The organism is Acinetobacter radioresistens DSM 6976 = NBRC 102413 = CIP 103788 (assembly GCF_006757745.1).
Taxonomy (GTDB): Bacteria; Pseudomonadota; Gammaproteobacteria; order Pseudomonadales; family Moraxellaceae; genus Acinetobacter; species Acinetobacter radioresistens.
Window position 1 is genome coordinate 2,119,561 of sequence record NZ_AP019740.1, and the last position, 21,225, is coordinate 2,140,785.

At 42.8% G+C, this 21,225-nt stretch carries 17 protein-coding genes; 4 read left to right on the forward strand and 13 right to left on the reverse strand.

Annotated features, from left to right (window positions below; all coding sequences use genetic code 11):
* The first annotated feature begins 28 nt into the window (after positions 1-28).
* Positions 29-523 (forward strand): Lrp/AsnC family transcriptional regulator, encoded by a 495-nt coding sequence (locus ACRAD_RS09990; RefSeq protein WP_005019243.1) that lies wholly within the window; start codon positions 29-31, stop codon positions 521-523.
* Positions 524-847: 324 nt separating this feature from the next.
* Here ACRAD_RS09990 and ACRAD_RS09995 read toward each other — a convergent pair whose 3' ends face one another.
* From ACRAD_RS09995 to ACRAD_RS10020, 6 genes are all read right to left on the reverse strand, one after another.
* Positions 848-1,219, reverse strand: a complete 372-nt coding sequence (locus tag ACRAD_RS09995; RefSeq protein WP_005027111.1) for a hypothetical protein — start codon at positions 1,217-1,219, stop codon at positions 848-850.
* A gap of 178 nt (positions 1,220-1,397) precedes the next feature.
* The gene (xerA, locus tag ACRAD_RS10000; protein ID WP_169332038.1) at positions 1,398-2,288 is read right to left on the reverse strand and encodes a site-specific tyrosine recombinase/integron integrase; all 891 of its coding nucleotides are present in this window, start codon (positions 2,286-2,288) and stop codon (positions 1,398-1,400) included.
* Between the two features lie 80 nt (positions 2,289-2,368).
* Positions 2,369-3,214 carry a diaminopimelate epimerase gene (gene dapF, locus ACRAD_RS10005; protein ID WP_005027115.1) on the reverse strand — a complete coding sequence of 282 codons (846 nt, stop codon included), beginning with the start codon at positions 3,212-3,214 and terminating at the stop codon, positions 2,369-2,371.
* 9 nt (positions 3,215-3,223) lie between these two features.
* Positions 3,224-4,474, reverse strand: coding sequence for a diaminopimelate decarboxylase (gene lysA, locus ACRAD_RS10010; RefSeq protein WP_005027116.1), 1,251 nt, complete (start codon positions 4,472-4,474; stop codon positions 3,224-3,226).
* A 23-nt stretch (positions 4,475-4,497) separates the two neighbouring features.
* Complete coding sequence (gene lptM / locus ACRAD_RS10015) at positions 4,498-4,749, reverse strand: LPS translocon maturation chaperone LptM (protein WP_005027117.1); 252 nt, start codon at positions 4,747-4,749, stop codon at positions 4,498-4,500.
* 137 nt (positions 4,750-4,886) lie between these two features.
* On the reverse strand, positions 4,887-6,290 hold the full coding sequence (locus tag ACRAD_RS10020) for an amino acid permease (RefSeq protein WP_005019232.1): 1,404 nt from the start codon (positions 6,288-6,290) through the stop codon (positions 4,887-4,889).
* Positions 6,291-6,789: 499 nt separating this feature from the next.
* Here ACRAD_RS10020 and radA point away from each other — a divergent pair, with 499 nt between their 5' ends.
* Both radA and ACRAD_RS10030 read left to right on the forward strand, forming a co-directional pair.
* Positions 6,790-8,181 carry a DNA repair protein RadA gene (gene radA / locus ACRAD_RS10025; protein WP_005027120.1) on the forward strand — a complete coding sequence of 464 codons (1,392 nt, stop codon included), beginning with the start codon at positions 6,790-6,792 and terminating at the stop codon, positions 8,179-8,181.
* 106 nt (positions 8,182-8,287) lie between these two features.
* A complete protein-coding gene (locus ACRAD_RS10030) occupies positions 8,288-9,289 on the forward strand; it encodes a Tim44 domain-containing protein (protein ID WP_005027122.1) in 1,002 nt (333 codons plus the stop codon).
* Between the two features lie 53 nt (positions 9,290-9,342).
* On the opposite strand, the gene epmA is transcribed toward ACRAD_RS10030, so the two are convergent.
* The gene (gene epmA, locus ACRAD_RS10035; protein WP_005027123.1) at positions 9,343-10,317 is read right to left on the reverse strand and encodes an EF-P lysine aminoacylase EpmA; all 975 of its coding nucleotides are present in this window, start codon (positions 10,315-10,317) and stop codon (positions 9,343-9,345) included.
* Complete coding sequence (locus tag ACRAD_RS10040) at positions 10,314-11,384, reverse strand: 4-phosphoerythronate dehydrogenase (RefSeq protein WP_005027126.1); 1,071 nt, start codon at positions 11,382-11,384, stop codon at positions 10,314-10,316. Before ACRAD_RS10040 ends, epmA begins: the two co-directional genes overlap by 4 nt.
* Before the next feature lie 376 nt (positions 11,385-11,760).
* Here ACRAD_RS10040 and ACRAD_RS10045 point away from each other — a divergent pair, with 376 nt between their 5' ends.
* On the forward strand, positions 11,761-13,188 hold the full coding sequence (locus ACRAD_RS10045) for a glutamine synthetase family protein (RefSeq protein ID WP_005027127.1): 1,428 nt from the start codon (positions 11,761-11,763) through the stop codon (positions 13,186-13,188).
* A gap of 112 nt (positions 13,189-13,300) precedes the next feature.
* On the opposite strand, the gene ACRAD_RS10050 is transcribed toward ACRAD_RS10045, so the two are convergent.
* The 5 genes from ACRAD_RS10050 to kdpA all read right to left on the reverse strand — a co-directional run bounded on the left by ACRAD_RS10050 (position 13,301) and on the right by kdpA (position 21,126).
* Complete coding sequence (locus tag ACRAD_RS10050) at positions 13,301-13,996, reverse strand: response regulator (protein ID WP_005027129.1); 696 nt, start codon at positions 13,994-13,996, stop codon at positions 13,301-13,303.
* 12 nt (positions 13,997-14,008) lie between these two features.
* A complete protein-coding gene (locus ACRAD_RS10055; protein ID WP_005027132.1) occupies positions 14,009-16,669 on the reverse strand; it encodes a sensor histidine kinase in 2,661 nt (886 codons plus the stop codon).
* 93 nt (positions 16,670-16,762) lie between these two features.
* Positions 16,763-17,368 (reverse strand): potassium-transporting ATPase subunit KdpC, encoded by a 606-nt coding sequence (gene kdpC / locus ACRAD_RS10060; RefSeq protein ID WP_005027135.1) that lies wholly within the window; start codon positions 17,366-17,368, stop codon positions 16,763-16,765.
* 10 nt (positions 17,369-17,378) lie between these two features.
* On the reverse strand, positions 17,379-19,403 hold the full coding sequence (gene kdpB, locus ACRAD_RS10065) for a potassium-transporting ATPase subunit KdpB (protein ID WP_005027137.1): 2,025 nt from the start codon (positions 19,401-19,403) through the stop codon (positions 17,379-17,381).
* Positions 19,404-19,413: 10 nt separating this feature from the next.
* Positions 19,414-21,126, reverse strand: coding sequence for a potassium-transporting ATPase subunit KdpA (kdpA, locus tag ACRAD_RS10070; protein ID WP_005027140.1), 1,713 nt, complete (start codon positions 21,124-21,126; stop codon positions 19,414-19,416).
* Between the last annotated feature and the right edge of the window lie 99 nt (positions 21,127-21,225).

The window sequence follows — 21,225 nt, forward strand, 5'->3', positions numbered from 1 at the left end:
AATTAATTTTCGAATAAAATTCTAATTTATGAAACAAGATTCTAAATTAATTCGAATAAAGCTAGATCGCATCGACAGAAATATCATTCAGGCATTACAAAAGAATGCCCGTATCCAAAATAATGATCTGGCCACAGTCATTGGACTATCCCCCTCTTCGTGTTTACGACGAGTCAAACTGCTTGAAGAAGCTGGCATTATTCAGCATTACACTACTGTCGTAGATATGCAGAAAATCGGTTTTCAACTGATTTTATTTTCACGAATCTGGCTGGTTGGGCAGGATGCTGAAACTATCGATACTTTTATTTGTGCAATGAAAGAACTGCCCCAAGTAATGGAGTGCTATATTATTTTGGGTGAATGTGATGCAATGCTTAAAGTTGTAGTACCTGATCTGGAGAGTTACCGAAAATTTCAATCTACACATCTGACTAAAAAGAATGGTATTACAAGCGTAAAAACAGATTTACCTAGTCAAATTATTAAACAAAGTTTTCAGTTGCCTCTTGATGACCTTTGATTTTAGCTCGACTTAGATTCCTGAATGATGGCATATGGCAGTATTTATTTTGCTTCATCTAATGACTGTTCCTTGAAGCAATATTTTCCTCTTACATTATTGAAGGAATTCTGTTTTGTGAGTATATAAATCAGCCACTCTTTCTCTTAAGAGACAATCAGAAACTGCTCTTTTAAATAATTATTTTAGTCAAAATATGGGGCATGTTTTGTATAGGGGTATCCTTAAGTAGCATCCTTGCCCGATGCTCAGTTGGAAGTTTCATTAATAAGCTTAACTACTTTTTTCCTTATAGCTTACTGTTCAAATCCAATGTCTATAATTTCAAGTAATATAATTTTCTAAAAAATCGCGATGTACATGACTCAAAGCAATCAATTCATATTGAGACAGCCCAAATATTCTCCATACTTCTATAAAGTCTTCTTTTAAGTCTATAGGCATTAGAGCATGAGCAGTTTCTTGCCACTTTTGATCTGAAATCCAGAGATAAGTTTGCAAGGTATCAGAATGCATAGCCTGAATTTTACCCTCGACATTGATTCCCTGAACCAGGGTATGAGCAGGCAGCGCCGCTTCAATAGTAGGTAAACTGATTTCTACAAAATGTTTGACCTGACGTAAGCCATACCCAGCAAATATATCTTTCTGTGCCGAACTTAGCTCATCATATTTCTGTTGAATATTGACTATCATTTTAGGTCCCCATTTCTATTAAAATATTCCAGTGATGAGAAGAGAAACCGGTTCATTTTCCTATCTCGATCACTATAAAATTAAGCTGTTTTTATACTTGAAAAATTAAGTTTTGATTATTCTACAATAGTTCTAGTTTTAGGTCAGATGGATTTTAGTTATTCTTTTTAGAAACTATTTATTTAATTTTAACAGCTCTGGGATGGGCCTGATCATAAATTTTAGCCAGATGGTCAAAGTCAATATGGGTATAAATCTGGGTGGTACTCAAATTACTATGGCCCAACATTTCCTGAACTGCTCGAAGGTCACCACTATTAGAGAGCATATGACTTGCAAAACAATGCCGGAGTAAATGTGGATGCAGATCAATATTTACTCCAGCCCGCAGTGCTTGTAACTTGACCCGGTTCTCAATTTGCCGGGGTCCCAGCTGGCCGCCTTTTTGACTGATAAAAACTGCCGAATCTGCATTAAATTGGCCTTGCCAGAGCCGATAGACTTCGAGCCACTTCAGCAGACTCTCATAAGCTTGAGTACCAAATGGTACAATTCGGGTCTTGTTACCTTTACCTGTAATACGCAATAGTCGTCGATTAAAATCGATATCTTTCATACACAGACTTTGTAATTCTGTTAGGCGTAATCCGCTAGAGTAAAGTAGCTCCAGCATGGCTTTGTCACGCAGCCATAAATGCCGGTCCTGAAGTTTTTCAGGCGCCGGCTGGTCCAGAATCTGCTGCACCGTTTCAATATCTACCATGCCGGGCAATGGCCGTGGCTGCCGTTTAAGCTGAAAGTCATCTGCAGGATTAAAACCAAGATATTGACCCTGCTCAGCCCATTTCATGAACTGCCGTATGGCAGATAAATGGCGTTGCAGGCTGCTGGAGCTTAACTGCTCTCGTTCTACCTTTAAAGCCAAGTATTCACGCAAATCTGAAGCTTCAATACTGTTCAGCGGTAACTTCTTAACAGCACAGAAATCCAGAAAATCTTTTACATCACGTGCATAGGCACTTAAAGTATGGGCAGATTGATTCTGGATCTCTCGCTCTTTGAGCCACATAGAAAGCAAGTGTAATGCTTCAGGCTGCATCCTGCCCTCTCTGGGATTGAATAGAACTTTTAATACTATTTAATTCGGTTTTAATTACTTTGAAAATAACGCAAATCCAAACGGCCTTCATAAACATTTGCTGTAGGACCTGTCATCCATACCATATCACCCTCACGCCAGCCAATCTGTAACTTGCCACCCGCCAGCTCGACTTCCACTTCTGGGGCAAGCAGACCACGGCGCATGCCACTTACCGCAGCAGCACAAGCACCTGTACCACAGGCCAGTGTTTCTCCAGAGCCACGTTCAAAAACCCGTAAGCGCACCTGTTTTTCATTCAGGATCTGCATGAAGCCGACATTCACACGTTCAGGGAAGCGTACATGTGATTCTACTTGTGGACCAATAGCTGCGACATCAGCAGTCAGTACATCTGGCACAATAGTTACTGCATGGGGATTCCCCATATTCACCACATCAATTTTAAGCAGTTGGTTGTTGCTCAGCTCTAGCGCATATAAAGGATCAGTTTCTTCTGTTACAAACGGAATGAGCTCTGGAGCAAATTTCGGATAACCCATATTAACCCGAACCCAGCCGTTTGGTCCCAGTTCCGGCTCGACAATACCAGATTTGGTCTGTACTTTAATTTTGGTTTTTGCGGTTAACTGGCGCTCATGCACAAAACGTGCAAAGCAGCGCACTCCATTACCACACTGCTCTACTTCTGACCCATCTGCATTAAAAATACGGTATTTAAAATCAGCACTAGGTATGTCTGGTGGCTCAACAATCAGTAGCTGGTCAAAACCGATACCAAAGTGACGATCTGCCAGGCGTTGAATAGTAAGCGTATCGAAATAGGCACGCTGGGTAATCAGGTCCACGACCATAAAATCATTACCCAGCCCATGCATTTTAGTAAATTCCAGCATGTTTTTTACTCACACTTCTGGTAACAGATGTTCACGTTCCCACAGCGACTCAATAGTCTCACGTTCACGCACTAGATATGCCTGATGATTATTTACCATAACTTCTGCTGCCCGCGCTCGTGTATTGTAATTAGAACTCATCACAAAGCCGTAAGCACCAGCACTCAGAACGGCCAGAAGGTCATCCTCTGCCAGCGCCAGTTTACGCTCTTTCCCTAGAAAATCGCCTGTTTCACAAATAGCACCTACGATATCCCATTCTTTTTCCTGAATATCCTGATGTGGTTCCACTGGTTGTATATCCATCCATGCTTCATAGAGTGCAGGTCGAATCAAATCATTCATTGCAGCATCAATGATAGCAAAATTACGGTGATTGGTTGGCTTGAGTAGATCTACTCTGGTAAGCAGTATACCTGCATTGGCTGAAATACTGCGGCCCGGCTCCATATAAACTTTCAGCCCCAGCTTTTGCAAAGCCGGTTTCAGGGCATCTGCATATTCCTGTACAGTCGGTGGCACTTCGTCTTTATAAGTTACGCCCAATCCGCCTCCAATATCGATGTGCTTGAGCTGTATCCCCAACCCATTAAGCTGTTCAATCATTAACATGACGCGCTCCAAGGCGTCTACAAACGGTTTGGTTTCAGTCAGCTGTGAGCCAATATGACAGTCAATCCCCACGATATTCAAATTAGGCAGTGAAGCTGCATACTGATAGGTTTCAAATACGCTATCTGAAGGTATACCAAACTTATTTTCTTTTAAGCCCGTTGAGATATAAGGATGAGTTTTTGCATCGACATCCGGATTTACCCGTAGGGAAACAGGCGCCTTCTGACCCAATTTTTCAGCAACTTTCTGAATACGGTCAAGCTCGGCATGAGATTCAACATTAAAACAGGCAATTCCAACATTTAAGGCTTTTTCAATATCTGCTTCAGTTTTTCCAAGACCTGAAAATACTACTTTAGCCGGATCACCGCCAACAGCCAGAACACGAGCCAGCTCACCACCAGTGACAATGTCAAAACCGGCGCCCAGTTTGGCCAACACACCCAGAACCGCAAGATTGGAGTTAGATTTTACGGCAAAACAGATCTGATGATCAATGAAGTCAAATGCACGGTCCATATCTGTATAGTGTTTTTCAAAAGCCTGTTTTGAATAAACATACAAAGGTGTACCAAACTGCTGTGCAAGCTGCTTCAGTGAACATTGCTCTGCATGCAACACCCCATTGATGCGGGTAAAACTCATGAATGTATCCTTATCTGTTCTGCTTATGGTGTAGGTTGAGTAGCTGGTTCAGCATCAGGTGCTGCAAAAGTCTCGCTTACTGGCTCGTCAGATTGCTGGGCTTGATGGGTATCGCTGGGCTTGCTTTGCTCGGGCGCGGTATTTGGATAAAGCAGATATCTTGCACGTTTATCATAATTGGGATCATTGGGTAGCTGTAAAGCCCCTGACTGACCGCAACCGGCAAGTAGAGTCGCCGTAACCAATACACTGATGTAGCAAACGACAAGACGCATCTGGCCACCTATTCGATAATTTCCATAAAGTATACTGTGATCAATATTTTGACCATAGTGTTTCAGGCTATAGAGATTAAAGCGAGATGAAAAAAAACGCCAGTTCTAAACTGACGTTTTTTAACAGTTACTGCAAATTATGATTTCTTGCTTTTAGTAAAGAAGTAGCCAATGGCCAGAATAATCAGCCACAACGGGCTAACCTTGAGCGCCTGGAATGTATCTGCTTCCAAGGACAATACATAAACCATCCCAATAAAGAAAATAATGACCACCCAGCAGGTAAATACTCCACCTGGCAATTTGAAAATTGACTTGGCATGCAATTCCGGACGCTGTTTGCGGTAGTTAATATAACTCCACATAATGATGATCCAGACACAGATGAACAGAATAGTTGACAAGGTTGTTGCCAGCGTAAATGCCTGAACTGCGTTTGGAACAAAATACTGTAGAGCAGCTCCCAACAACAGACAGACAGCTGAGAAATACAAGGCATTTGCCGGAATAGCGCGTGATGTCAGTTTACCAAACCAGCGTGGTGCCTGAGCTTCACGGGACAGGCCAAATAGCATCCGGCTGGTTGAAAACACACCACTGTTCATTGATGACATGACCGAAGACAGCACTACGAGGTTCATAATAATTGCAGCTGCTGCTACGCCTGCTTGACTGAACAGGTTTACAAACGGGCTGATATTAGGATCAATCTTATTCCAAGGAGTAACTGACATGACAATCAATAGCGCCAGCACATAGAAAATAATAATCCGTATTGGAATTGAATTAACCGCTTTAGGTAAATTACGCTCCGGGTCTTTAGTTTCAGCAGCTGTTGTACCGACCAGCTCCACGCCAACAAAGGCAAAAATTGCAATCTGGAAGCCTGCCAGGAAACCGCTCATCCCTGTGGGGAATAGACCATCATGTGACCACAAGTTAGTAAAGGAAGCTACTTCACCTGCTGTTGAAGTAAAGCCAGTAAAGATCATCCACAGACCTACGGCAATCAGTACTACAATGGCAATAATCTTGATCAGGGCAAACCAGAATTCCATCTCGCCAAACAGTTTTACGGTAACCAGATTCAGCCCCATAATAAAGACAATTGACGCAATACTGATCAATACACCTTCTAATGGTGTAAAAGGTAGGCCATTATTAAAGAATTGCAGGTAGTAAATAATTGCGGATAAATCAGCAATCCCTATAGTGATCCAGCATAGCCAGTAAGTCCAGCCAACAAAATAACCTGCCCAAGGACCGATCAAATCAGCAGAAAAATCAATAAATGATTTATAGTGCAGATTAGAAAGTAGCAGTTCTCCTAATGCACGCATCACTAAAAAGACCATTACCCCGATGATCATATAAATGAATAAAATGGATGGTCCTGCCAAACTGATCGTTTTCCCTGATCCCATGAATAAACCGGTACCAATAGCACCGCCAATGGCGATCAGCTGCAGGTGACGGTTCGATAAACTCCGTTTTAGCTCTCCCTCCTCTTCTGGAATAGAGCTATGCATTTGGTTAGACATTTTTAATTTCTTCTTAAAACATTTTGCAACAAACTTAGCTCAAAACTCATCTAAAACAAAAATTATTTTTCACTCGGCAACATTCTTTTGAACATTAATTAACCAGAGAATTAATTTTATTTTTTCATATAGTTTAATTTTCATATAATATTTAATAGTCTTTTTTTAAATTTAATATATTAATTAAATAGTTATATATAAATTATCCCTATATTTCCATTAAATAATAACTTTAAATCACTTCGACTAATTATTGTGTTTTTCCTAACACAATAATGGGAAAAATTTACTGCTATTTCTTATATTAAACATTCCTATTGCCAGACCTCCTATAAAACAACTTCTTTGTGCCCCACTTGGGTAGAATCCTTATAGTTCTGAAGAATATATAAATTGCTTTCTGACGACATGATCTAACGTTCTATATGTACGAAGCTTTCCGTTTCAGCAGCTTTATCTCTACAATAGAACCCTTTTCCAAAGGTTATATATTTCGATTATGGCTAAAGCAAAAACGGTTTATCGCTGCGAACAGTGTGGAGCAGACCATTCAAAATGGGCAGGTCAATGCTCAGAATGTGGCGAATGGAACAGCCTGACAGAAGTTGTGGTAGAACCTGCCGTGAATCACCGTGCCAAACCGAATTTAGGAGGCGGTTATGCCGGACAAGCTGCCAATATCACGACTTTAAACAAAGTCTCGGTCTCTCATGAAACGCGCCTGCCGACTGGTATTGGTGAGTTCGACCGAGTCCTCGGTGGGGGTCTGGTTACAGGCTCTGTTGTCCTGATCGGTGGTGATCCGGGTATTGGAAAATCCACTATTTTGCTACAGACTGCGACACATATGGCAAGTGCAAACAGCGCTGCGCTCTATGTTACAGGTGAAGAATCACTTTCGCAGGTTGCGTTACGCGCTCAGCGTCTAGACCTGCCGACTGACCGGCTAAAGGTTATGGCTGAAACATGTGTTGAAAGAATTTGTGAAGTTCTTGCCCATGAGCGCCCGGCGGTTGCCATTCTTGATTCTATCCAAACTTTATACACTGAGACCTTGCAGTCTGCCCCAGGCGGTGTCTCGCAAATCCGTGAATCAGCTGCCTTATTGACTCGTTTTGCTAAAAATAGTGGAACAGCATTATTTTTGGTTGGTCATGTGACTAAAGAAGGCGCATTGGCCGGGCCTCGTGTACTTGAACATATGGTCGACTGCGTACTGTATTTTGAAGGTCAGTCAGATTCACGTTACCGCATGATTCGTGCAGTCAAAAACCGTTTCGGTGCTGTCAATGAGCTGGGCGTATTCGGGATGACAGATAAAGGCCTGCGGGAAGTAGCCAACCCCTCTGCAATTTTCTTGAGCCGTTACGATGAAGCTATTCCTGGATCAATTGTTATGATTAGCCGTGAGGGCACCCGACCTTTATTGGTCGAGGTACAGGCTTTGGTCGATGACGCTCATGGGCAGCCACGGCGGGTTGCTCTGGGTCTCGAGCAAAACCGTTTAAATATGCTGCTGGCAGTAATGCACAGGCACGGCGGTGTACAAACCTCGGGACAGGATGTTTATGTGAATGTAGTGGGCGGTTTAAAAATTACTGAAACAGGTTCTGACCTGGCAGTACTTCTGGCATGTGCATCGAGTTTGCGTGGTAAAGCTCTCCCCCAACAACTGGCTGTATTTGGCGAAGTCGGCTTGTCTGGGGAAATCCGTCCAGTTCCCAATGGGCAGGAACGTCTTAAAGAAGCGGCCAAACATGGGTTCAAGTACGTAATTTTACCTCGAGCCAATGCACCACAGAAACCGGTACCTGGTGTTCAGGTGATTGCGGTGGCCCGGTTACATGAGGCTTTAAGCGAAGCGCTACAGCTGAGTGATGAACTGTCTTAATATATGGTAATCATTTAATTTGAAAAAATACCGATCTAGCATTGAATTTCTATATAAAAGCCGGCATAAATAACATATCGAAATCGTTTAGATATAGGAAATTTTGATGGAAGTACACCAGCGTGGCTTGATGGCCGGTATTTTAATGGCGGCCTTGGTTATGTCACCTTTGGCTGAAGCAAAACGTGCCGGCGGTGGTAAGAGTATGGGTATGTCACGTTCTGCGGCACCTACCCAGTCTTATCAACAGCCTCGTCAGGCAGCTCCGGTTCAACAGCCTGCAACTGCGCCCCAGCGTTCTGGTCCGGGTGTAGGTTCAATGGTTGCTGCAGGTGTAGCAGGTGCTGCAGTAGGTGCAGTAGCAGCGAATGCTTTAGCAGATGACAATAATACCAACCCAAATGCACAGACAGCGGCAAATGATCAGGAGCTGGCTGCACAGCAACAGGCTGAACAAGAGAAAGGCGGCATTCCTGGCTGGCTCTGGGTTTTGCTTGCAGCCGCAGTTGCATTTTTTGTATTCCGTAAATTCGGAGCAAAAAAAAAACTAGCTACTAACAATCCGTATGCACCAAACTCAGCTGGACCAAATTCATCACCATTTGGCCAGCATAATGCAGCACCGCGTACTCAAGACAATACCAATATTTTCGGTCAGTCAGTTGGCGGCAGTTCAACTGCAGCGAACACGGCAAATAATGCGCCATTTGGTACGGCCTACACGAATAGTGGCCAACAGTTACCAGATGGCACTGAACCGGCAGCATTCTTGCGTATTGCGCGTCAACGTTTCAACCATATTCAGTCAATGAATACGGCGAGTAATATTGAAGAGATCCGTCGTTATTTAACTCCGGAACTTTATAATGCAATGCGTAGTGACATTATGGCCAATCAGGACCAAGATGTTGCCGAATTCAGTAACCTAAATGCTATGGTAGTTGACAGTGCAACTGAGAATGGTCAGTATGTGGTCAGTGTACGGTTTACAGGTACAGTGAGTGAAGACTTAAACAGTCTGCCACAACCTTTCTCTGAAACCTGGCATTTTGTTAAACCTGCTGGTTCTCAGCAAGACTGGGTAGTTGCAGGCATTCAGCAAGACTAATTGTCTTTGCTCATAAAAAAACCGCTCTTTCGAGCGGTTTTTTTATTTTAAACTCAAGCAATCTGTGCAGGAAATGTAATGACATTTTCCAGCCGCATCTGTCGGGTTGCTATCATTAATAAACGATCAATTCCCAAGGCAATTCCTGAACATTCCGGCATATACTGTAGAGCGGTCAATAAATTTTCATCTATTGGCATGATAGGTAGGCCAAGTGTACCTCGTTCTGTATTGTCAGCTTCAAAGCGTTCCCGCAACACTTTGCTATCAATTAGCTCATCATAGGCATTAGCCAATTCCAGTCCTTCAATATAAAGCTCAAAACGGGCCGCTACCTGTTCCCCATCCTCATCAGTTTTCACTTTGGCCAGAGAAGCTAGCTCTGGTGGAAAATCGGTAAGAAATACGGGTGCATCAAAGCCTAAACTTGGCTCGACGAAATGTGAGAATAGCAGATCAATATAGGCAAGCCGGTCATCACTCAAATCCAAGTTTATGCCTAAACGGTTGGCAGTATCTTTCAGGAGTTTTACAGAAGCTTGTAATGGATTAATATCTAGACGATCTTGAAATGCATGTTTATAACTTATTACCACCGGGCGCATTTCACCAAAACGTTGCGCCAGACATATATTTAAAAGCGCTGTGGTTTCATGCATCAAATCAAGAAGACTAAAACCTGGCCGGTACCATTCCAGCATGGTAAATTCACTATTGTGTTTGCGGCCATGCTCATCATCACGAAACACCTTGCAGATCTGGTAAATCGGACCGCTTCCACTCGCCAACAGCCGCTTCATGGCAAACTCGGGCGATGTCTGCAAATAATGTATCTGCAACCTCCCTTCTACATGGCGCTGCGCTGATACAGACGCAAGATGTACATCAGTGACTCCAGCCTGTGAAAGTACAGGTGTTTCAACTTCCAGCACATTCCGTTCAGCGAAGAACTGACGAATCTGGGTGTACATGGTAGCACGTGCCTGCATTACTTCTAATGTACAGGTGGGCTGATAACTATGTTTCATGCCTGAGGCCCCCCATGCGCAGACCATTCACGGCGCAGTGGGTAAGTCTTACGCAAGTGGTCAAAAGCCTGCTGATCAATCCTGCCGTCCTTTAGACAAACACGTAAATTCTGGTCATCTCGGGCTATATCATAAATTTTGCCGAGACAAGTTTTGAGAACAGTTTTAATATCTGCCTGTTCAGTAAAATATTGTTCGCATACGGGTAACTGGCTTATAAAAGTCTTGCTGGCCATAAAACCAAATTTTTCACAGAAAGCTTCATAAATCATTTGTGTTCCTCTGGCCTTTCCTTCCAGACTATAACCAGCAATATGGGGTGTAACCAGCTTTACCCATTTTAGGAGCTCTTCAGAGATCACGGGTTCATGTTCAAATACATCCAGTACCACCAGACGATGTGTGGTTTGTATATCATGGATTAAAGACTGCTCTTCAATAACTGGTCCTCTTGCCGAGTTCACCAGAATTGCCTGAGTTTTCATAAGAGCCAAAGTTTCGGCATTAATTAAATGATGAGTAGGATAATGCCCTGTTTTAGTTAATGGTACATGGAGAGAAACTGCGTCCGCTGAAGCCAGCAACTCGTGCAATGGAACCTGTGTAACTGTCAAGTGACTAACCAGAGGATCATAACCGATTACTTGCCAGTCTAGCAGTTCTGCCATATAAGCCAGCCGTGAACCGACATTACCCAGACCAATAATCCCCAAGGTAAACTGTTTTCCAGCATCCAGTAACTCTGGTTTTAAATACAGTAATGCCGTAATTACATATTCAGCAACGGCCTGTGCATTACAGCCCGCTGCATTTGACCAGCTAATCTGCTGCTTTTCTAAAGCAGGAATATCAAGATGATCTTTTCCGATTGTAGCACTACCAACAAATTTTAATTTTGTATTTTCAATAAGCTGCTGATTGACACGTGTTACAGAACGTACCAGTAAAGCATCCGCATCCTTCACATCCTCATGCATGAGGCTACGGCCAGCACGATGGTCAATTTCAGCGAAATCTGAAAAAAAGTAGTCTGTAAAAGCAAGATTCTCATCTGCTACGATCTTCATCTTCAGTCATCCGGGCATTAAAATATTATTATCAACCGAGATGAGCTGGATCACAATCCATCCTGTTTTTTTATTAAGCAGTAGTGAGGATAGAACTTTTAGCTATCCCAATAGAGATTTTCAGATCTTAAATGTATTTTAAGGTAATTATTTTTATATTTGATTTAATTAAAACATACACTTTTTTATAGTAAAAATGATATCTACGCTTTAATTCTTTATATAAATAAATTATTTAATTACATCAATAGAATTATATAAAAAAATGAATTTATTATTTTTAAACGCTTACAATCTAAAAAATTACGAACTCTTTACGTAATAATTTTTTGTACTCATCTACTATTTTCTTATCCTTATAAAAAAGGTTTTAAGCATGAGTAGTATTAGCGTCCCAACCCAAGAAAAAGATCTAAATCCTTTTATTAAAATTAAAGAGAATTTACTCAACAAGAGACCAGAATATTTAAATATTGATCATCCAGAAGATTTATTTTCCAGCGAAGTCAATGAATATTTAAGCCAGTATCCCCTTACCCGACATATTGATATCTGCCTGCATGATCTGAACGGGCATGTCCGCGGCAAACAGATTGATGTTCAAAGTTTGAAGAAGATTTATAAAGGCTGCTATTTTCCCTTGTCTGTCTATGCTATGGATCTAGATGGCAAAGTGGTTGAGGAAACAGGTCTCGGAAAGTCAATCGGTGAGCCTGATATGCTCTGCATACCGATTTCCGGCACATTACAACCTTGCGCTATTCAGCCTGAGACGCATGCACAGCTTTATCTGACCATGCAAGATGAAAATGGTGAGGCCTGTAAATATGAACCCCGCAATCTTTTAAGCCATATTATCGCTCAGCTTCATCAGCAGGACTATTATCCGGTGATGTCGGCTGAGCTTGAGTTCTATCTCTACAAGCAAAATGCAGATGGGGAAGATGAGGTTTTATCAAGTCAGTGCTTTGACCTGAATACGCCTGATGACTATCAGTATGTACTTGAAGAAGTAGAGCAGATTGCACGTTTACAATCTATCGAAATGATCGGTATTGTTGCAGAAGCCGCCTCTGGTCAGTATGAAATCAATATTCAGCATACTTCGAATATTTTACGGTTATGCGATCAGATCATGGCGCTAAAACGTATTATCAAGCAGGTGGCCAGAAAACATCAGCTGCATGCCAGCTTTCTTGCCAAGCCCACCCTGCTAAAAGCGGGTAGCGGCATGCACTTTCATATGAGCTTGTGTAATGCTTCCATGCAAAATCTGTTTAGCTCAAATGATCTGTCTACACCATCAAAAATGTTGTTAAAAACGATTAGTGGCATGATTCAGCTAATGCCTGCATCAATGGCTATATTAGCCCCCAACATTAATTCCTACCGCAGATTTACACTTGGTCATCATGTTTCACTGGAAGCAAACTGGGGAATTAATAACCGCAATGTTGCCATCCGTATACCTTGCTCCGATCAGGAAAATCAGCGTCTAGAATACCGTGTAGCTGGCGCAGACTGTAATCCTTATCTGGCTATTGCTGTCATACTGATTGCTACCTTACATGGTTTAGAACACCAGTTAGATACTCCGCAGCCAGTCCATCTTGCGAAATCAAAACATGAGCATATTAATTTACCCAAGTATCAGCTCGAGGCATTAAATCTTCTTAAGAACAATCCGGTATTAAAAAAATATTTAGGTAAAGAATTTATAGAGGTATGGTGTACAGTAAAATCTGCTGAATATTATAATGTTTATAACCAGATTACTGAAACCGAACAAAACTGGAATATTTAATTTTAATTATAGTTAATACTCCAAATATCAAGTTTAAAAAGCTAATATACCTATTAGCTTTTTACTTATATAAATAAAATTTAGCTAATTAAAAAATAAGTGCTGAGAAATTTTATTTGCCCAGAAAGCGCAGCCCAACTCCCGGTTCAGTGATAATATATTGAGGATGAATTGCATCTTCGCCCAGTTTATTTCTAAGCTTAGCCACCAGTATTCTAAGATAATGTGTATCTTCCTGATGGGTAGGTCCCCATAGCTCCTTTAAAATTTGTGGTTGAGTCAGTAACTGCCCCCGATTTCTGGCCAGCAATGAGAGCAGATGAAATTCTTTTCGGGTAAGAGCAACCGCCTGGCTGTTGATATAGGTCTGTCTCTGTACAAAATTGATTTTTAGATAACCATCGTCATAGTCATGGGTTTCAGTCTGGTTTAGCCTGCTCCTCAAGACCACACGAATCCTGGCCATGAGCTCTTGAACGCTAAACGGTTTGGTTACATAGTCATTGGCTCCGGCATCCAGCAAGGTCACCTTTTCTTGTTCATCTGAGCGTACCGACAGCACAATAACTGGAATTTCACTCCAGGACCTGAGTTCTTTCAATACGTCCTGACCATCCAGATCAGGCAGGCCCAAATCCAGAATAACCAGTTGCGCACTTTGGGAAGAGAGATATTCCAGCCCCTGCATAGCCGTGCCAAATAGCTGAGTCTGGTAGCCTTCTGACCTTAATGCGATTCCTAAAAATTTCCGGATTTGCGGTTCATCATCAATCACTACGATTCTGGTTTCTGCTGGGTGTATATTCACAGTTATTGCCTTTTAATCTTGTGAAATATGGACAGGTAAAACAATCTGAATATTGGTCCCTTTATTTTTGAGACCAATCTGCGCCTTAATACTTCCTATATGTGCGGAGATAATGGCTTTAACAATCGCCAGTCCCAAGCCTGTCCCAGTAGGATTACGGTCGCCATGCATGGTATAGAACATATCAAAAATTTTTTCTCGGTCAGCAATATCGATACCTTTACCCTGGTCACTAATATCAAACTGGATATGTGCGGTATCAGGTTGTGAAAGAATAATATCAATTGGCTGATCTTCAGGATTAAATTTGGCAGCATTTTCCAGCACATTAAATAATGCCTGTTCAATCAGTGCAGGATGTACATAAATTTTCAGCTCTTGCGGCAGGCGTTGAATATTAAACTCAACTACAGGTTTATAACGTTTTAAGCGTCTGGTTGCTGTATCCACCAGTTCATGGACCTCAATCCAGTCACGCGTCAGTTTCAACCCCTGATAGCCCAGTCGAGTCATGTCCAGCAAATTCTGTATATAACGGTCTAGACGTTCTCCTTCCAGCCCTATGGTCTCGAGTAAAGTAAGCTGGTCTTCTTCGGTCATAGTAGACTTGTAAGTAGCAATAGTATCTGCTGCTCCTATCATAGCAGCCAAAGGTGAGCGCAGGTCGTGAGACACCGAAGAAAGTAAAGCTGAACGAAGTTTTTCAGTTTCAGAGCTGATATTGGCATATTCCAGTTCCTTGCTGAGCTGCGTCCTGGTAATAGCTTGGGTAATATATTCCACCATAGCTTCAGCCAGACGTCTTTGTTCAATATTCATTTCCCTCTGATTTTCTGAAATATTGAGCCCGATAACACCTATACATTCTTTCGAAGCCAATAAAGGCAGAAACCACCAAGCACTTTCACTCAAAGTCTGGGTAAAACGCCCGGAAGGCTGGTGATTCTTCAATGTCCAGTTTGCCGAAATTTTTTCTTTTTCAGTCAGCAGATTTTCATCTGAGCTTAGTGCTGTTTCATCACTCAGCTTAAACCAGACCTGAACATTTAAACTTTTTTCCAGACTGTTCTGTCCGATTTCAATGACCTGCTGCAGGTCAACCGCAACAGAGAGTTTCTGCCCCAAATCCTGCATAATACTGTTATAGCTGTTTGCCGATCTTAGGGCGACCACCTGTTCACGCAAGCGTGATGCCAAACGGCCCGCAATAAGTGCTGCTGCCAGAAACGCCACTACAGTGATCACACTTTTATGAGCCGAAATCTGGAAAGTTAATGTCGGTGGAATAAAGAAAAAGTTATAGGCAAAGAAAAAAAGAATAGCTGCAAGCATGGCAGCAGTCATTCGGGTATTGGCTGCAACAAAAATAACCGCAGTAATAAAAATCAGTGATAGCTCTTCAACTTTTAAGTATTGCACACTTAGTTTTGCAATCAGAATACTAGTTACCGTTGTGATCAGTACAAAAATCAGTTCTTTTAAATTTAAGACATAATTTTGCCTGTTAAAACGGTAGGCTTGCGGCTTACCTTGCTGAACCGGAACAATACTCAGTTCAAATGCGGGTTGATATTTTAACAGCTGATGGGCTAAGGGCGGCCTTAACCAGCTGTAAAATAGCGGCCGACGTTCCTGTTCTAGTACCAGTGTTGAAATTCCCCGTTCACAGGCAAAATTGTACAGTGACCCTGCGTAATTTTTTCCATATAGAATATCAGTCATTCCCCCTAGCTGCCGTGCCAGATGAAGCGCCCGCTCAATTTCCCTGCCTGTACTTTGAGTTTCAAATGAGATCGGATTATAACCGGATGCTGTAGTTAAAAATGCGACTACAGTCCATTTTGCATTACGACGTTCGGCAATACGGCTTCCTATCCGTACTAATGCTTCAGAGTTCTGGTTACCCTGAATCATGATTAGCACATGATTATTTAAGGGCGTTAGCGAAAGACCCTTTACATCAAACTGCTCCCGTGCATCTATATCAATATGATGGGCCACCGTCTGTATGGCCAGTTCACGTAATGCTGTCAAGTTGGCAATATTAAAAAAGCTTTTCAAGGCATGCGCCGCCTGATCAGGTACATAAACTTTACCCTGATTTAAACGCTCCAGCAGCTCATTTACCGGCAAGTCGATGAGGCGTATATCACGGATACGCTCAAAAATCTGATCTGGTACGGTTTCTTTTACCCGTATTCCCGTAATCTGGAATATGACATCGTTCAAGCTTTCCAGATGCTGAATATTCATGGTGGTAAAAACATCGATACCGGCATCAAGAAGCTCATTAATATCCTGCCAGCGTTTTTTATGGCGGCTCCCGGGTATATTCTGGTGCGCCAATTCATCTACCAGTACAATGTCTGGATGGATCTGTAAAATACTGTCCAGATCCATCTCTTCAAGATTATGGTTTTTGTATTCAACTATCTTTCTTGAAATCACAGGCAGGCCGGCAACCAGCTCCTCAGTTTCCGGACGCCCATGAGTTTCAATATAACCAATTGCTACATTCTGGCCCTGTCCATATAGCTCATGCGCACGTGACAGCATGGCAAAAGTTTTTCCCACTCCTGGTGCTGCACCCAGAAAAATTGTCATGTGCCCCGTCTGATGACGCTTGACCTGCTGTAACAGTATATCGGCCTTATTTGTTTGTATATTTGTCATTTTTCATTCTTAAAACAGAGGATCATCAATCTCTTAAGCAAGGTATTAATGATCCTGAACGTGCAATTTCAGTATAAATGAAATCTTGAAAACTTATTTTCGTTTTAGCTGATCAAGTGCAAGATTCAACTCCAGTACATTTACCCGGTTTGAACCTAATACTCCAAATGTTGGCTGCTGGGCGTATTTAAGGACAAGTTCCCTTACCTGCTGTTCAGGCATACTACGCTGTTCAGCAATACGCTTTACCTGTATGAGAGCTGCCCGTACGCTAATTTCAGGGTCAATCCCGCTTCCTGAAGCAGTGACCAGATCTTTAGGGATCTGATCTGGCTGAATTGCTTCAAGGCTGGCAACCTGAACAATACGTTCAGCGATCACTTTCTGAAGTTCGGGATTGGTTCTGGCCAGATTACTTCCCGCCAGCGCCATGGGGTCATAATTGGCCACTGATGGCCGTGAATGGAAATAAGAAGGAGCAGTAAAAGGCTGCGCCACCAGTTTGGAACCAACAACCTTGCCTTCATATTTAATCAGGCTGCCATGAGCCTGCTCTGGAAAAATTGCTTGTCCGATCTTTGTTGCAGTCGCACTATAACCAAATCCGCATACTATTAAGGCGATCAGACTTAAACCGATTGCGGGCCTGATTAAAGCACTCATGGCTGGCTGTGTAACAGGCTGAGTTAATATTTGCATATGATTCTCCTTAAACACCCATGATCAGGCTGACAATCAGGTCAATGCCCTTAATAGCAACAAAAGGCAATATGACTCCCCCCACGCCATAAATCAGCATATTTCGGCGTAATAGCTGAGTTGAAGTGGAAGGCGTAAATTTGACACCGCGCAATGCTAGTGGAATCAGTAATGGAATAATAATGGCATTAAAGATCAGTGCAGAAAGAATGGCACTTTCCGGACTGGCGAGTTGCATGACATTGAGTACCTGCATTTGTGGAATAGCCAATACAAATAAAGCCGGTAATATTGCAAAGTATTTAGAGATGTCATTTGCCAGCGAGAAAGTTGTCAATGTACCGCGGGTAATTAGCTGCTGTTTCCCAATCTCAACCACTGCCAGCAGTTTGGTCGGATCTGAGTCCAGATCTACCATATTACCGGCCTCTTTAGCAGCCTGAGTTCCAGAATTCATAGCCAGACCAATGTCGGCTTGTGCTAATGCCGGTGCATCATTAGTACCATCCCCTACCATTGCCACAAGATGACCATTTTGCTGCTCGCGGCGAATACAGGCCAGTTTGTCTTCTGGTTTAGCCTCGGCGATATAGTCATCTACGCCAGCTTCAGCTGCAATTGCAGCCGCAGTCAGAGGATTATCACCGGTAATCATAACGGTCTTGATTCCCATCTCTCTCAGGCGTGCAAATTTTTCTTTAATGCTGGGTTTGACCACATCAGATAGTTCAATCACTCCAAGAATATTCTGGTTTAAACTGACTACCAGTGGCGTTGCACCTTTGGAGGCTACCTGCTCTACCCGTGTTTTCAGTTCAGGATTATTTTCAAGAGACTGAGAGGTAAATTTCAAGATTGCATCTATGGCTCCTTTGCGGATTTGCTGGCCAGTTTCCAGATTAATTCCAGAAATACGGCTGGCGGCATTGAAAGCAATAAATTCGGCTTGTTCTGGCTGGTGCACATGCTCGCCCAGTTCTTTTGCCAGAGACACCACAGATTTACCTTCTGGTGTAGGATCAGCAAATGATGTTAATACTGCTGCCTGACGTAGCTCAGATGGTGTTACGCCAGTTAGTGGATAAAATGCAGTTGCCTGACGGTCTCCATAAGTAATGGTTCCGGTTTTATCCAGTAATAGCACATCGACATCTCCCGCTACTTCAACCGCCTTGCCAGATTTGGCAATCAGATTGGCTTTTAATGCGCGGTTCATGCCAGCAATACCAATGGCAGGCAATAAACCACCAATCGTTGTCGGAATCAGGCAGACCAGTAAGGCCACCAGTACAATCGGATCAAGAATAATACCTAGAGATCTGGCTATGACCGGCAGGGTTGCTACCACCAGCACAAAGGTTAGGGTCATAACCGTCAATAAAATCCCCAGAGCAATCTCATTGGGAGTTTTCTGGCGGTTTGAGCCCTCAACCAGTGCAATCATCCGGTCCAGGAAACTATGTCCAGTTTCAGCAGTGACCTGTACAATAATGCGGTCAGTCAGAACTTTGGTTCCTCCGATCACACCAGAACGGTCCGTCCCTGCTTCACGCAGTACGGGTGCAGATTCGCCAGTAACCGCAGCTTCATTAATCGTGGCAAAGCCATGCACAATTTCACCGTCTGCAGGAATCAGCTCCCCTGCCCGGATTTCTATTAAATCATTTAGAGCCAGTACTGTAGCAGCAATCTGTTCGCCCTCCTTATCCTGCAAGGTTTTTAAACGTCGGGCCGTGAGGTTCTGACGAGCCTGCCGCAGGGAAGCTGCCTGCCCGCGTCCTTTGGCCTCTGCTACAGCTTCTGCATAATTGGCAAATAAGACCGTAATAAAAAGAATAAAAGTAACAGTCATCCCAAAAAACAGCTGGGTCTGTCCGAACACTGTACTGAACAATGTAATCAAGGTTCCCAGCCATACCACTGCCATTACCGGATTTTTAATCATGTGCTGTGGGAGCAGTTTAATAAAGGCATTTTTCCAGGCAGTGCTCTGGTATAGAGCAGGAACTTTTTGTGTTTGATTCACAGATTTCATTATTTTCCCCTTAGCCCTGAACCAGTAGTAAATGGTCAGCAATGGGTCCCAAGATCAAGACGGGCATGAATTGTAAAAGAGTTAGCATGACCACAATAGCAATCAGTGTTAAGGCAAACGTTGGCGTTTCTACTTTCAGACTGCCTGCACTTTCAGGTGCCTGCCGTTTAACTGCCAGACGCGCAGCAATCAGTAAAGGAATAATCAGTGCCGGAAAGCAGCCTGCCAGCAGTGCAATACTACAGCTGATATTCCACCAGACAGTATTATCAGCCAGTCCTTCAAACCCAGAACCATTATTGGCAAAGGCCGAAACATATTCATAAAATACCTGGCTGATTGCATGACTCCCGGGATTACTGTTACCAGTAAGTTCAGGAAAGAACAGGCTTATTGCAGTGAACAGTAAAATAATTACTGGCTGAATAAGAATAACCACAGCCAGTAATCTGATTTCAGGCGCTTCCACTTTTCGGCCGAATAGCTCTGGTGTACGACCTGTCATCAGCCCGGCAATAAATACCGCCAGGAACAGATAGACCAAAAACTGCTGCAAGCCACAACCAATTCCACCCCAGATGGCATTGATCAACATGTTTGACAATGCAACCAGTCCAGTCAATGGTGCGGATGAATCATGCATCATATTGACAGAACCATTATTCACCTGCGTTGTCACAGCAGCCCAGAGTGCTGAAGAACTCTCAGCAAAGCGGACTTCTTTACCTTCCATTGATGAGATATTTGTGGCTGTATCAGATAAGCTTTCTGACCAGATTGCGCCAGTCGCCGAGATGACTGACATCAGCAGCATTGAACCAAATACAAAGCCTGCAAATTTTGGACGTCTGGTCAAAAAACCCAGCATGACAATAATAGAAACTGGAATAAGCAAGATTGCCAACATTTCCAGAAAATTGGAAAGTGGTGTCGGATTTTCTAAGGGCACACTACTGTTTGGCCCATACCAGCCGCCGCCATTACTACCAAGCTGTTTAATTGCCACCATCGGTGCCACAGGCCCTAATGGAATTTTCTGAGTGGAAAGTTCAGCATTAGGTTGAACTACCTGAACCTCTGGCCCGCCCTCAAAAGTCGAAGGTACACCCTGACTGTTCAGTAGCAGCGACCAGAGTAGACAAAGTGGAATTAAAAAACGGAATGTTGGCCGAATTACATCTGCCCAGTAATTTCCTACATTTAGTCTGGCCAGCGCTGAACTGTTATCACATTCGATAGGTCCTGGCTGTTTCAGATTAAACAACGCACGCAAGGTAGCAACTACCATAGCCAGCCCCATCATAGGCGTAATTATCTGCAAGCCCACAATACCGACCATTTGTGACAAATAAGATAGCTGTGCCTGACCAGAATAATGCTGCTGGTTAGTATTAGTCAGGAAAGAAATCATGGTGTGTAAAGCCAGGTCCCATGACATATTAGGTGCATGGTTTGGATTAAGTGGTAGCCATGCCTGTACCATAAAGAGTATCCAGACCAGCATGCCTACTACAAAACAACTTAAGACAAAGCTCAATATATAGGTTCTGGCACTCATTTCCTGTTGAGGCTGAGTGCCCAGTACGGCGTAAACAGGTTTTTCTATCCAGCTAAACAGGATGTCACTTCTCATTTTGTGATATTGCATCACGTCTGATAGATATTTCCCCAAAGGAAAAGCAAAAATTACTACCAGCGCGATCAATAAAAAGAATTCCAACATGCCTCTTTCCCCTATTTCAATAAATTAGAAGACAGAAGGAGCATCTGGTATTTTTTCTTATTTAATAACGCGTCCCCATGATGACTTATTCTCATGTAC